At 68.0% G+C, this 13,909-nt stretch carries 7 protein-coding genes; 5 read left to right on the top strand and 2 right to left on the bottom strand.

The genetic code is table 11. The annotated features are described in order from the left end of the window. Positions 1-97: 97 nt before the first annotated feature. The 3 genes from KCG34_RS02435 (at position 98) to KCG34_RS02425 (ending at position 4,890) form a co-directional block, all read left to right on the top strand. Complete coding sequence (locus tag KCG34_RS02435; protein WP_376788209.1) at positions 98-427, top strand: FeoA family protein; 330 nt, start codon at positions 98-100, stop codon at positions 425-427. Beyond that, entirely contained in the window at positions 424-2,301 is a 1,878-nt protein-coding gene (gene feoB, locus KCG34_RS02430) for a ferrous iron transporter B (protein WP_211938814.1), read from the top strand. Before KCG34_RS02435 ends, feoB begins: the two co-directional genes overlap by 4 nt. A gap of 204 nt (positions 2,302-2,505) precedes the next feature. Then, a complete protein-coding gene (locus KCG34_RS02425; protein WP_211938813.1) occupies positions 2,506-4,890 on the top strand; it encodes a prolyl oligopeptidase family serine peptidase in 2,385 nt (794 codons plus the stop codon). A 7-nt stretch (positions 4,891-4,897) separates the two neighbouring features. Here KCG34_RS02425 and KCG34_RS02420 read toward each other — a convergent pair whose 3' ends face one another. Further along, positions 4,898-6,349, bottom strand: coding sequence for a glutamate synthase subunit beta (locus KCG34_RS02420; protein WP_211938812.1), 1,452 nt, complete (start codon positions 6,347-6,349; stop codon positions 4,898-4,900). A gap of 79 nt (positions 6,350-6,428) precedes the next feature. Continuing rightward, complete coding sequence (gene gltB, locus KCG34_RS02415) at positions 6,429-11,003, bottom strand: glutamate synthase large subunit (protein ID WP_249138187.1); 4,575 nt, start codon at positions 11,001-11,003, stop codon at positions 6,429-6,431. A gap of 417 nt (positions 11,004-11,420) precedes the next feature. Between gltB and KCG34_RS02410 the strand changes: the two genes are divergently transcribed. Both KCG34_RS02410 and KCG34_RS02405 read left to right on the top strand, forming a co-directional pair. After that, positions 11,421-12,767, top strand: a complete 1,347-nt coding sequence (locus KCG34_RS02410) for an anthranilate synthase component I family protein (protein ID WP_211938810.1) — start codon at positions 11,421-11,423, stop codon at positions 12,765-12,767. Positions 12,768-12,880: 113 nt separating this feature from the next. Then, positions 12,881-13,909 carry an SAM-dependent methyltransferase gene (locus KCG34_RS02405; protein ID WP_211938809.1) on the top strand — a complete coding sequence of 343 codons (1,029 nt, stop codon included), beginning with the start codon at positions 12,881-12,883 and terminating at the stop codon, positions 13,907-13,909.

The following is a 13,909-nucleotide window of genomic DNA, read 5'->3' as shown; positions in this document are numbered from 1 at the left end:
GCTGAGACCTGTTCGCATTGTCGCTCCTGGCCTATGGCCTATCCGGACCCTAGATGATATTGATAATCGTTCTCGATTGTTGATGGCGAAACATCCTTTGAACGCTCAGCGCCCCCTGATCCTCCCGCTCGACGCCAACCCGGCCCGGCTGAGCCTGGTCCGGCTCAGCGACGCGCGGCGCGGTCTGGCGGGCAGGGTCGCCCTGGTGGCCGCCGAGGAAGACGCGCACGGCGCCATCGACGCGGCAGAGCTGGAGCGGCGTTTGCTGGAGATGGGCTTCGTGGAAGGCGCGCGCATCCGCGTGCTGCACGAAGGCTTCATCGGCCGCGATCCCATCGCCGTGGCCCTGGACGATATGCGCATCGCCCTGCGCCGGCGCGAGGCCCGCGGCATCTGGATCGACACCACACCAGAGGCCAAGGCGTGACCGACGCCGCCATCGCCCCGCCGCGGATCGCCCTGGTCGGCAATCCCAATTCCGGCAAGACCGCCCTGTTCAACGCCCTGACCGGCTCCCGGCAGAAGGTGGCCAACTACGCCGGCGTCACGGTCGAGCGGAAGGAAGGGGTGCTGACCACCCCGGGTGGCGCGCGCATCGCCGTCCTCGACCTGCCCGGCACCTATTCCCTGCGCGCCCGCAGCCCCGATGAGGAAGTGACCCGCGACGCCGTGCTGGGCCGCCTGGCGGGTGAGGCGCGCCCCGACGCCATCGTCTGCGTCGCCGACGCCACCAATCTTCGGCTGGTCCTGCGCCTGGTGCTGGAGTTGACTCAGGTTGGCCTGCCGATCGTGCTTGCGCTCAACATGTATGACATCGCCCAGCGCCAGGGCCTGGACATCGACCTGGCCAAGCTGTCGGCCGAACTCGGCGTGCCGATCGTGACCACCGTGGCCACCCGCGGGCGCGGGATCGCCGAACTGGTGGAAAAGGTCGAGGCCCTGACAACCACCGGCCATCAGGCCACGACCCTCTCCGTCTGGCAGGAGCCCAGCGCCGCCGAGTTGCGCGATGCTCACCGCCGCTCGGAGGCGATCCTTAAGGCCTGTGTCAAACCGCCGGCGCGGCCGGACACCTGGACCGGCCGGCTGGACGGACTGCTATTGCACCCCGTCGCCGGCATCCTGATCCTGCTGGCGATCCTGTTCCTGATGTTCCAGGCCGTGTTCAGCTGGGCCGAACCGGCCAAGGACCTGATCGGCGGCGGTTTCGCCCAGCTTGGCGTGTTCGTGCAGCATCTCCTGCCGCCCGGTATGCTCGAGAGCCTGCTGGTGGACGGGATCATCGCCGGGGTCGGCAATGTGGTGCAGTTCCTGCCCCAGATCATGATCCTGTTTTTCTTCATCATCCTTCTGGAAGACTTCGGCTACATGGCCCGGGCCGCTTTTCTGATGGACCGGATCATGGGCGGCGCCGGCCTGCACGGGCGGGCCTTCATCCCGCTGCTGTCCAGCTTCGCCTGCGCCATTCCCGGCATCATGGCCACCCGGGTGATCGACCATCGCCGGGACCGGCTGACCACCATCCTGGTCGCGCCCCTGATGACCTGTTCGGCGCGCATTCCGGTCTACACCCTGATTATCGGGGCCTTCATTCCGAACCGGACGCTGGCGGGCTGGATCAGTCTGCAGGGCCTCGTCATGTTCGGGCTCTACGCCGCCGGCATCGTCAGCGCGCTCCTGGTGGCGGTGGTCATCCGCAAGATCTTTTGGCGCGGCGTGGCCGAGCCCTTCATCATGGAGCTGCCGGCCTACAAGCTGCCCGACCCGCTGAATGTGGCGCGCAACGTATTGCAGCGCGGCCAGATCTTCCTGCAGCGGGCCGGCACCATCATCCTGTCGATGATGGTCCTGATCTGGTTCCTGTCGTCGGTCCCGGGTCCGCCCCCCGGGGCGACAGGCCCCGCGATCGACTACAGCCTGGCCGGCATGATCGGCCACGCCATGCTGCCCGTCCTGAAGCCCGTGGGCTTCTCCTGGCAGATGGCCGTGGCCCTGATCCCGGGCATGGCGGCGCGCGAGGTCGCGGTCGGCGCCCTGGCCACGGTCTATGCCGTCGGCGGGGGTGAGAATGCGACCGGCGTGCTCGGTTCGATGCTCGCGCACCATTGGTCGATGGCCTCGGCCCTGTCCTTCCTGGCCTGGTACATCTTCGCGCCGCAGTGCGCCTCGACCCTGGGCGTGGTCAAGCGCGAGACCAACAGCTGGCTGTGGCCCACAATCATGTTCGCCTACATGATCACCCTGGCCTATTTGGCGGCCTTCGCCGTCTATCATATCGCCCTGGCGCTCGGCGGGGGCTGAGCATATGGCCCAGGCCATCGTCGCCTATCTGATCGTCGCCGTCGCCGCCGTCTGGGTCGTGCGACGGTTCTGGCCTCGAAAACGGCCCGCACTGGCAAATCCCGCAGCCAAGGCCTCAGGGTCCTGCGAAAACTGCGACTGCGGACGTTGAAGCGCCACGATTGATCGGCAATCTAAGGGTCGCCTTGGCCCTGGAGTTCGTGCGTGCTCGGCAAACTGTTGCGCTTGACCCTGGCCGTCGCACTGTTCGCTGGCCCCGCCCTGGCCGACCCTGCCGACACCGTCGCCGTCTACACCCCGGTCCGCCCGGTCACCGACACCTATCACGGGGTCTCTGTCAGCGATCCCTATCGCTGGCTGGAAGATGGCAAGGACCAGCAGGTTGTCGACTGGACAGCCGCCGAGAACGCCCGCACCCGCGCTACCCTGGACGCGCTGAAGACACGCGAGCCGATCAAGCGTGAATTGACCCGCCTGATCGGCGCGTCCTCGCCCAGTTGGTCCGATCTTCAGGCTCGCGGCTCTTATGTCTTCGCCCTCTACAACGATCCGGCCCGCCAGCAGCCTTCGCTGGTGACGCTGAACGCCGCCGCCGATCCAGCAAGCCGGCGCACGCTGCTCGATCCCAACTTGATCGACCCCACCGGCCTGACCGCCATCGACTGGTTCGTCGCCTCGCCGGACGGGCGTTATGTGGCCGTTTCGTTGTCCAAGGGCGGCAGCGAGGACGGGACCCTGCACATCTATGTCGCCGCCACCGGCGCCGAGGCCGGCGAGCCGATACCCCGCGTGCAATACCCGACCGGCGGCGGCTCGCTGGCCTGGACCCGCGACGGCCGCGGCTTCTGGTACACCCGCTATCCGGGCGAAGAGGCGCCGCCAGCCGAGCGTCATTTCAACATGCAGGTCTATTTCCACCTGCTGGGCGCCGATTGGCGGGGCGACGCCCTGGCCCTCGGCGCTCGCGACGGGCTGGAACGGGTCTCTGAGGTGTTCCTCGACAACCGCTATGCCCAAGGCGAGGCCCTGGCCTCGGTGCAGCGCGGCGATGGCGGCCAGTGGGCGCACTATGTGCTGCGGCCCGGCCAGCCGCCGCTGCAGGTCTCGGCTTACGCCGACCGCATAGTCTACGCCACAATCGGGCCGGATGACGCGCTCTACGCCGTCTCCCGCGCCGGCGCGCTGAACGGCAAGGTGGTCAAGCTGGGTGGCGTCTCGACCTTGCGCCCGGGCGCAAGCCTCGCCACGGCGCCGGTGATCGTGCCCGAGAGCGACGCCGCCATCCTGACCGACGGCGCCGCCTTCGGCCGGCCGGACCTGACCCTCGACGCCCGCCACCTGATCGTGCGCGACATCATCGGCGGCCCGAACCGCCTGCGCGTGTTCGACCACCAGGGCCGCCTGCTCTACACCCTGCCCCTGCCCGAGGTGGCCGCCAACGGCGAGGCCGAGCCTCTTGCGAACCACGACGTTCTGTACGACGTCTCGACCTATCTGAGGCCCCGCTACTTCCTGCGCTGGACGCCGGCGACCGGCCGGGTGGTTGAGGCGGGCCTGGCCGGCCCGAGCCCGATCGACTTCAGCGACATCGAGGTGATCCGCGCCGAAGCGACCTCGGCCGACGGAACCAAGGTCCCGTTGAGCATCATCCGGCGCAAGGGACAGCCGCAGAACGGCAAGGCCCCGGCGCTGCTCTACGGCTATGGCGGCTTCGGCCTCAGCCAGAGCCCGTCCTTCCTGGGCGCCATGCGCCGCATCTGGCTCGACGCCGGCGGGGTCTATGCCGTGGCCAATATCCGCGGCGGGGCGGAGTTCGGCGAGCGCTGGCATCAGGACGGCATGCTGACGCGCAAGCAGAACGTGTTCAACGACTTCGCCGCCGCCGGCGACTATCTGGTGAAGGCCGGCTACGCCAGCCACGACAAGCTGGCCATTATGGGCGGCTCCAACGGCGGCCTCTTGATGGGCGCCACCCTGACCCAGCGGCCGGACCTCGCCCACGCCGTGGTCTCGTCGGTCGGCATCTACGACATGCTGCGGCTGGAGCAGGACCCCAACGGCGCCTTTAACGTCAGCGAATACGGCTCGATCGCCGATCCCGAGCAGTTCAAGGCGCTCTACGCCTATTCGCCCTATCAGCACGTCAGGATGGGGACCGGCTATCCGGCGGTGCTGCTGATGGCCGGGGCCAATGACGGTCGGGTCAACCCGATGCAGTCGCGCAAGTTCGCCGCCATCCTGCAGGCCCAGTCCGGCTCCGGCCTGCCGGTGCTGCTGCGCACCAGCGCCACTTCGGGCCACGGCATAGGCAGCGCGGAGGCCGAGCGGATCGAGCAGCAGACCGACGAACTGGCGTTTCTGTTCGACCAGCTGAACGTCGGCTATCCGCCGGGCACGCCGGTGGCTCAGCCGTTCACGCCGCCGCCCCTGCCGAAACTGCCGCATCGCCGCCGCACGCATCATCACGCCGCGGCCGCGGCGAAGCCGGCCGCGCCGCCCGCCAAGCCTGGCGCGCCAGCGGCTCAGCCGACCAAGAAGATCACCACCACGCCGCTTCCGCCGGCCAAGAAGCCGGCGGCGCCGAAATAGACCGGGCCTATCGCGGCAGGTCGCTGGTCCCCATCAGGAACTCGTCGACCGAGCGGGCGCACTGGCGGCCCTCGCGGATCGCCCAGACCACCAGCGACTGGCCGCGGCGCATGTCGCCGCAGGAGAAGATCCGCGGCACCGAGCTGCGATAGTCGTTGACGTTCGCCCGCACATTGCCGCGCGGATCGAGGTCCACAGCCGCCTGCGCCAGCAGGGGCTCGGGCCGCGGCCCCAAAAAGCCCATGGCGAGCAGCACCAGGTCGGCCTTGAGCTCGAATTCGCTGCCCGGGACCTCGGCCATGGCCATGCGCCCATCGGCAGCCTTGGTCCATTCGACCCGCACGCATTCCAGAGCGTTGATCCGGCCCTCCGAACCCAGCGCCCGCTTGGCCAGCACGGCGAAGTCGCGGTCGCAGCCCTCTTCCTGCGAGGACGAGGTGCGAAGCTTCAGCGGCCAGTCCGGCCAGGTCAGGGCCTTGTTCTCCTTCTCCGGCGGCTGGGGCAGAATCTCGAGCTGGGTCACCGAGGCGGCGCCCTGGCGGTTCGAGGTGCCGATGCAGTCAGAGCCGGTGTCGCCGCCACCGATCACCACCACATGCTTGCCCTTGGCCGAGATCGCCCCGGCCGGCGCGGCCTTCCATTCGTCGTCCCCAGCCACGCGCTTGTTCTGCTGGGTCAGGAAATCCATGGCGAAATGAATGCCCGCGAACTCATGCTCCGGCAGGTCCAGGTCGCGCGGCTGCTCGGCCCCGCCTGACAGAACCACCGCGTCGAAGGCCCGCATCAACTCGTCGATCTTTACCGCCACGCCGACCTCGACCCCGGGGCGGAACTCCACCCCCTCGGCCTGCATCTGCTCGATGCGGCGATCGATCAGGTGCTTCTCCATCTTGAAGTCGGGGATGCCGTAGCGCAGCAGCCCGCCGATGCGGTCGTTCTTCTCGAACAGCACCACCTCGTGGCCGGCGCGGGCCAGCTGCTGGCTGCAGGCCAGGCCCGCCGGCCCCGAGCCCACCACCGCGACCCGCTTTCCGGTCTTCGCGCCAGGAACCAGCGGCGCGATCCAGCCTTCCCGCCAGCCGCGGTCGACGATCTCGCACTCGATGGATTTGATGGTGACCGGATTCTCGTCGATGTTGAGAGTGCAGGACGCCTCGCAGGGCGCCGGGCAGATGCGGCCCGTGAACTCCGGGAAGTTGTTGGTGGTGTGCAGGTTTTCCAGCGCCACCTGCCACTGGTCGCGATAGACCAGGTTGTTCCAGTCCGGGATCTGGTTGTTCACCGGACAGCCGTTGTGACAGAAGGGAATGCCGCAATCCATGCAGCGCGCGGCCTGCTGGCTGACGGCCGCCGGCGCCATCGGCTTGACGAATTCCTTCCAGTTCTTCAGGCGCTCTGCGGGCTTCTGATAGCCGCGGTCTTGGCGCTCGATCTCCAGGAAGCCGGTGGGCTTGCCCATGGTTCAACTCCGACAATCGAAGGTCTGCTGGGGTGGCCCCGCCTGTCCCAGGCGGGGCCCAGCTTAGCATCAGCCGAGGCTACTCGGCGGCGACGGTCTTGGCCCTGAGGCGTTCGGCCTCCAGCTCGATCAGGGCGCGCCGGTAGTCTTTCGGCATCACCTTGACGAACAGGCCGAGCGAGGTGTCCCAGCTGTCCAAAATCTCGCGCGCCCGTTTGCTGCCGGTGTGCAGCAGGTGCCGCTCGATCAGGATGCGCAGGCGCTCGCCGTCGTGGCGCAGCATGTCGCCCATGCCGCTGTCGTGCGCGCCCAGGGCCCGCTGGCGCGGACGCCCGCCTTCGTCGGCCTCGTTGGCCGCCGTGGGGCCCAGCCGCTCGAGTTCGACCATGGCCAGGTTGCACAGGGTGCCGAAGCGACCATGCGGGTCATAGACATAGGCCACGCCGCCCGACATGCCGGCCGCGAAATTGCGTCCGGTCTCGCCCAGCACCGCCACCACGCCCCCGGTCATGTACTCGCAGCCGTGGTCGCCCACGCCCTCGACCACCGCCACGGCGCCGGAGTTGCGCACGGCGAAGCGCTCGCCTGCAACGCCCTCGAAATAGGCCTCGCCCGCGATCGCGCCATACAGCACCGTATTGCCGACGATGATGTTCGCGGTCGGGTCGCGTTGGACGCTCTCAGGCTGGCGCACAACCACCCGGCCACCCGAAAGGCCCTTGCCCACATAGTCGTTGGCGTCGCCGGTGAGCTCCAAAGAGACGCCATGGGCCAGGAAGGCGCCGAAGCTCTGGCCGGCCACGCCCTTGAGGCGCACCGCGATGGTCCCGTCGGCGAGGCCGACATGGCCGTAACGGCGAGCCACTTCGCCTGACAGCATGGCCCCGACCGTGCGGTTCACGTTGCGCACCGGCGACTCGATCACCACCGGCTGGCCCTTTTCCAGGGCCGGCTGGGCCGCCTCGATCAGCTGGTGATCCAGGGCGTGCTCCAGGCCGTGGTTCTGCCGCTCGCTGTTCCAGCGGCTGATCGTGGGGGCGACATCGACCTGGAACAGCAGCTTGGACAGGTCGACGCCCTTGGCCTTCCAGTGATCGACCGCCGGCCGGGCGTCCAGCCGATCGACCCGGCCGATCATCTCCCGGACGGTCTTGAAGCCCATCTCGGCCATGATCTGGCGCAGCTCTTCGGCGACGAAGAAGAAGTAGTTGATGACGTGCTCGGGCTGGCCGGTGAAGCGCGCGCGCAGCACCGGGTCCTGGGTCGCCACCCCCACCGGGCAGGTGTTCAGGTGGCACTTGCGCATCATGATGCAGCCGGCCGCGATCAGAGGTGCGGTCGCAAAGCCGAACTCGTCGGCGCCCAGCAGCGCGGCCACCGCAACGTCGCGGCCGGTGCGCAGGCCGCCATCGGCCTGCACCGCGATCCGGCCTCTGAGGCCGTTGAGGAGCAGGGTCTGCTGGGTCTCGGCCAGGCCGATCTCCCAGGGCGAGCCGGCATGGGTCAGCGAGGTCAGGGGCGAGGCGCCCGTGCCGCCCTCGAAGCCCGAGATGGTCACATGATCGGCGCGCGCCTTGGCGACGCCCGCCGCGACCGTGCCCACACCCACTTCCGAGACCAGCTTGACCGAGATCCGCGAGGTCGGATTGACGTTCTTCAGGTCGTGGATCAGCTGGGCCAGATCCTCGATCGAATAGATGTCGTGGTGCGGCGGCGGCGAGATCAGGCCGACCCCCGGCGTCGAATGGCGTACGCGGGCGATGTTCTTGTCGACCTTGTGGCCGGGCAGTTGGCCGCCCTCGCCGGGCTTGGCGCCCTGGGCCATCTTGATCTGGATGTCGTCGGCGTTGACCAGGTACTCGGCGGTGACGCCGAAGCGCCCCGAGGCCACCTGCTTGATCGCCGAGCGCATGGAATCGCCATTGGCCAGCGGCTTGAAGCGATCCGCCTCCTCGCCGCCTTCGCCGGTGTTGGAGCGACCGCCGATGCGGTTCATGGCGATGGCCAGCGTGGTGTGCGCCTCGCGGCTGATCGAGCCGAAGCTCATCGCCCCGGTCGCGAACCGCTTGACGATCTCGGCCGCCGGCTCGACCTCGTCGATCGACACCGGCGCGTCGGCCGGTTTCAGCCGCATCAGGCCACGGATAGTCAGCAGCCGCTGGCTCTGCTCGTTGATCGAGTCCGCGAAGGCCTTGTAAGCGTCCGGCTGATTGCCCCGCACCGCGTGCTGCAGGTTGGACACCGAGGCCGGGGTCCAGGCGTGCTCCTCGCCGCGGATGCGGTAGGCGTAGGCGCCGCCCACGTCCAGCATGTTGCGGTAGATCGGCGCGTCGCCATAGGCGTCGCGGTGCCGGCGCACGGTCTCGACCGCGATCTCGGCCAGACCGGAACCCTCGATGGTGGTCGCAGTGCCGGTGAAGTACTTCTCGATGAACTCGCTCGACAGGCCCACGGCGTCGAAGATCTGGGCGCCGCAATAGGACTGGTAGGTCGAGATGCCCATCTTGGACATCACCTTGAGCACGCCCTTGCCGATCGCCTTGATGTAGTTCTTCTGAACTTCATAGGGCTTCAGCGGCAGGTTCTGCTGGACGCGGATCTGCTCCAGGGTCTCGAACGCCAGGTAGGGATTGATCGCCTCGGCGCCGTAGCCGGCCAGGACGCAGAAGTGGTGCACCTCGCGCGCCTCGCCGGTCTCGATGACGAGGCCGGTCTGCATTCTGAGGCCCTGACGGATCAGGTGGTGGTGCACCGCCGCCGTGGCCAGAAGCGCCGGGATCGGGATGCGGTTCGCCGAGGTCGCCCGGTCCGACAGGATCAGGATGTTGTTGTCGGCCAGCACCGCCTCGGTGGCGGCGCTGCAGAGCCGCTCCAGCGCGGCGCGCAGGCCCATCTCGCCCTCGGACGCCGACCAAGTGGTGTCGAGCGTCTGGGTGCGGAAGGCGCCGTCCAGGAGTTCCGAGATTGCCCGGATCTTTTCAAGGTCGGCGTTGGTCAGCACCGGCTGAGAGACTTCCAGCCGCTTGTGCGTGCCCGCGTCGCGGCTGAGCAGGTTCGGCCGCGGCCCGATCATCGACACCAGCGACATCACCAGTTCCTCGCGGATCGGGTCGATCGGCGGGTTGGTGACCTGGGCGAAGTTCTGCTTGAAATACTCGTAGAGCAGGGTCGGACGCTTCGACAGCACCGCGATCGGCGTGTCGCGGCCCATCGAGCCCACCGGATCGTCGCCCTGGACGGCCATCGGCTCCAGGAAGAACTGGATGTCCTCCTGGGTGTAGCCGAAGGCCTGCTGGCGATCGAGCAGGGTCGTAGCCTCGGTCGGCTCCGGCGGAGCGGCGTTGGTCAGGTCCGGCAGCTCTTCCAGCTTGAACTGGGCCTGCTTCAGCCACTCGTCATAGGGCTCGGTTTCGGCGGCTTCCCGCTTGATCTCCTCGTCCTCGATGATGCGGCCCTGCTCCAGGTCGATCAGCAGCATCTTGCCGGGCTGCAGGCGCCACTTGCGGGTGATGTTCTCTTCCGGGATCGGCAGCACGCCGGACTCGGAGGCCATCACCACATGCTCGTCGTCGGTGACGACAAAGCGCGCGGGGCGCAGGCCGTTGCGGTCCAGGGTGGCGCCGATCTGGCGCCCGTCGGTGAAGGCGATCGCGGCCGGCCCGTCCCACGGCTCCATCAGGGCGGCGTGGAACTCGTAGAAGGCGCGGCGCTTCTCGTCCATCAGCGGGTTGCCGGCCCAGGCCTCGGGGATCAGCATCATCACCGCCTGGGCCAGCGGATAGCCGCCGGCGACCAGCAGTTCGAGCGCGTTGTCCAGCGAGGCGGTGTCCGACTGCCCATGAGGGATCAGCGGCCACATCTTGTCGAGGTCCGGGCCTAGCAGCGGCGATTCCATGGTCCGCCGGCGCGCGTTCATCCAGTTGACGTTGCCCCGCACCGTGTTGATCTCGCCGTTGTGGGCGATGTAGCGGTACGGGTGCGCCAGCTTCCACGACGGGAAGGTGTTGGTGGAGAAGCGCTGGTGCACCATGGCCAGGGCCGACTGGCACAGGGGATCCTGCAGGTCCTTGTAGAAGGTGCCGACCTGGCCGGCGAGCAAGAGGCCCTTGTAGACCACCGTCCGTGTCGAGAAGGACGGCATGTAGAGCTCGGTCACGCCGGGCAGGTTGTGCTTCTTCGCCAGCTGCGCCAGCGGGTTCTGGGTCTGCTTACGGATCGCCAGGACCTTCCGCTCGAAATGGTCCTGGTCCTTGATCCGCTTGCCCTTGCCGATGATCGCCTGGCGGATCAGGGGCATCTGCTCCAGCACGCTGGCGCCCAGGCCGGTGGTGTCGACCGGCACGTCGCGCCAGCCGATCAGGTGCTGGCCCTCGACCGCGATGAAGTGCTCGAACTGGCCGATGACAAAGGTGCGCGCCACCGGATCCTGCGGCAGGAAGCACATGGCCACGGCGTAGTCGCCGGGCGGCGGCAGCACGACATTGGCCTTGCCTGCCCAATCACGCAGCAGCGCATCCGGAATCTGGATCAAACAACCGGCGCCGTCGCCCATCAAGGGGTCGGCGCCCACGGCGCCCCGATGGTCCAGATTGACCAGAATCTCCAGTCCGCGGCGAATAATGTCGTGCGATTTGCGGCCTTTGATATTGGCCACAAAACCTACGCCGCACGCATCATGTTCGTTCCGCGGGTCATAGAGACCCTGTTGCAATCCTTCACCCATTCGGGTCGACCCTTTCGAAAAAGAAACGTCCGCCGGACGCGCCGGGACGCACGCTCTACCGCCTTATGGCTTGTCGACGGCCAGTCCGCCTTTGGCAAGTTCGAGGGCGGCCGGATATTCTGAGCGCCGGCGTAGAAACAGTAAAAGCTCAAAGGATGCAAGGCCGTGGCGCGCGAACTCGCGAGAGTTTGAGACTCTTCAGGTCACTTGGGCCCCGGATTTGGACGACAGTCTGTGATCGCTGCTTGGAGGCGAATGCACGTATGCGACTTTGGGTGAAAAAAAATGTCAAAGCCGATGTCGCATATCATCTTTTATTGCTGATTGAGGGGGTTTAAGGGCGCATCCATGCGTGCCCATTTTTTCATCACTGCGCCGTGGCGGGAACCGGCCGACGTGCTGGCCGCCTTCGCCGACGAGCCCTTCGCCCTGGGCCTTCTATCCGGCGGCGGCGGCCCACGCGGGCGTTGGAGCTATCTGGCGCGCGCGCCCGACGCGTTTCTGATTCTGGGTGCGACCGATCGGCGCGACCCGTTCGAGGCCCTGCGGAGCCTTCTGGGCGAGCCCTTGCCGGCCGCTCCCGACGGCCCGCCTTTCCAGGGCGGCGTCGCGGCGCTCTGCGCCTACGACCTCGCCGATCGGCTGGAGCCACTGGACCTGGGACGCCTGGGCGATTGGCCCGACCTCGCCTGCGCCCGCTATCCCGCCCTCCTCGCCTTCGATCACGAGGCGCAGCAGATCGTCGCTATCGGTCGAGGCGCCGACGACGCCAAGGCCGAAGCCCGCGCCTTGGAGGCGGCCGCCTGGCTGGCGCAGGCGGCGCCGCAGCCAGCCGCCGGCCCACTCGCCGCCGAGATGGAGGGCGAACCGCCCGAACGCTACCAAGCCGCCGTGGCCGAGGTCGTGGAACGCATCGCCCAGGGTGAGATCTTCCAGGCCAACATCGCCCGCCGCTGGCGTGGCCGGCTGGCCGCGGGCTCCAGGCCGTTCGATCTGCTGGCCCGGCTGATCGGCCAGAGCCCCGCGCCCTTCGCGGCCTATATGCGCCTGCCGGGCCTGGCCTTGGTGTCCAATTCGCCGGAGCGGTTCGTGCAGGTGACGGCGGACGGCCGCAGCCTCAAGGTGGAGACCCGGCCGATCAAAGGCACCATCCGCCGCGGCGCGACGCCGGCGCAAGACACGGCCCTGGCCGCTGAACTCGCCGCCTCGGCCAAGGACCGGGCCGAGAACCTGATGATCGTCGACCTGATGCGCAACGACCTCGCCCGGGTCTCGGCGCCGGGCACGGTCAGGACGCCGAAGCTGTTCGAGGTCGAGACCTTCGCCAACGTGCATCACCTTGTCTCGGCCGTGGAAGGCGAACTGGCGGCGGGCCGGACCGCGGTCGACCTCCTGCGCGCCGCCTTCCCGCCCGGCTCGATCACCGGGGCGCCCAAGGTCCAGGCCATGCGGGTGATCGCGGGGCTGGAGCCGCCGCGGGGGCCATTCTTCGGCTCCATGGCGCTCTTGGGTTTCGACGGCTCGATGGATTCCAGCGTGCTGATCCGCACCGTAGCCCTGACCGAGTCCGAGGGCGGCTGGCGTTTCGAAGCCCGCGCCGGCGGCGGGATCGTGGCCGACAGCGAGCCGGCCGCCGAGTTGCAAGAGACCGAAGCCAAGTTCGCAGCCCTGCAGCGGGCCCTGACCGCGGACTGATCCAGGCCTGCGGCCAGACCGTAGCAATAGACGCGGCAGGGCCGGCGGTGTTCCTCAACCTACGCCGTCATGCCAGGATCGCATTGCAACCGATCGTTCGCATTGGAGTCGCCGTGAGCCTGCTCTCAGCCACCATCGATCTCGCCGAACGCGCGCCCCTGCCGGATGCGGCCTTGAAGCTCGGGGTCGGGGCCTTGGTGGGCAATGCCCGACGCCAATTGCGCGGCCAGCCTGCAGAGGCCGAACAAGCCTTCGCCCAGGCGATGATCGACCATCCGGTGGCCCTGCACGCCGACGCCGCCAACGCCCAGCACTATGAGCTGCCGCCGGAGTTTTTCGCGCGGGTTCTGGGACCTCGGCGAAAATACTCATCCTGTCTCTACGCGGGCGCGGCCCAGACCCTGGCTGAGGCCGAGGTCATGGCGCTGGAGGAGACCTGCCGCCACGCCAATCTGAGGGACGGGCAGGAAATTCTGGAGCTAGGCTGCGGCTGGGGCTCCCTGAGCCTCTGGATGGCCGAGACCCTGCCGGGCGCCCGCATCACCGCTGTGTCCAATTCCCGCTCCCAGCGCGGCCATATCGAGGCCCGGGCGGCCGAGCTTGGCCTCAACAACCTGCGCGTAATCACCGCCGACATGAACGACTTCATGGCCGAAATGGCTTTCGACCGCGTGGTTTCGGTCGAAATGTTCGAGCACATGAGCAACTGGCGCATCCTTCTGGAGCGGGTGCGCACCTGGCTGAAGCCGGACGGGCGCCTGTTCATCCATATCTTCAGCCACCGCACGACGCCCTATCGCTTCGACCACACCGACGAGGCGGACTGGATCGGCCGCTATTTCTTCACCGGCGGCATCATGCCCAGCCACGGGCTGATGAAGCGGTTCCCCGACCTGTTCGAGGTCGAGGCCGACTGGACCTGGAACGGGCGCCACTACGAGCGCACCGCCCTCGACTGGCTGGCGAACTTCGACGCCCACGGCGCTGAAATCATGCAGATCCTGCGCGGCGTCTACGACGCCGAGGCCGGCGTCTGGTTCAAACGCTGGCGCTTGTTTTTCCTGGCCACCGCCGGCCTGTTCGGCCATCGTGGCGGCGAGGAATGGGGCGTGAGTCACTACCGGTTGCGGCCGGCGGTCTAG

It is taken from the genome of Phenylobacterium montanum, from assembly GCF_018135625.1.
GTDB lineage: Bacteria > Pseudomonadota > Alphaproteobacteria > Caulobacterales > Caulobacteraceae > Poindextera > Poindextera montana.
The sequence above is the reverse complement of the archived record's forward strand: the minus strand, read 5'-3'. Positions and strand labels throughout refer to the sequence as shown.

Excerpts from the sequence above, each read along its gene's own strand:
- KCG34_RS02410 (WP_211938810.1), top strand. The coding sequence starts at position 11,421 with ATGCGTGCCCATTTTTTCATCACTGCGCCGTGGCGGGAACCGGCCGAC.
- KCG34_RS02420 (WP_211938812.1), bottom strand. The coding sequence starts at position 6,349 with ATGGGCAAGCCCACCGGCTTCCTGGAGATCGAGCGCCAAGACCGCGGC.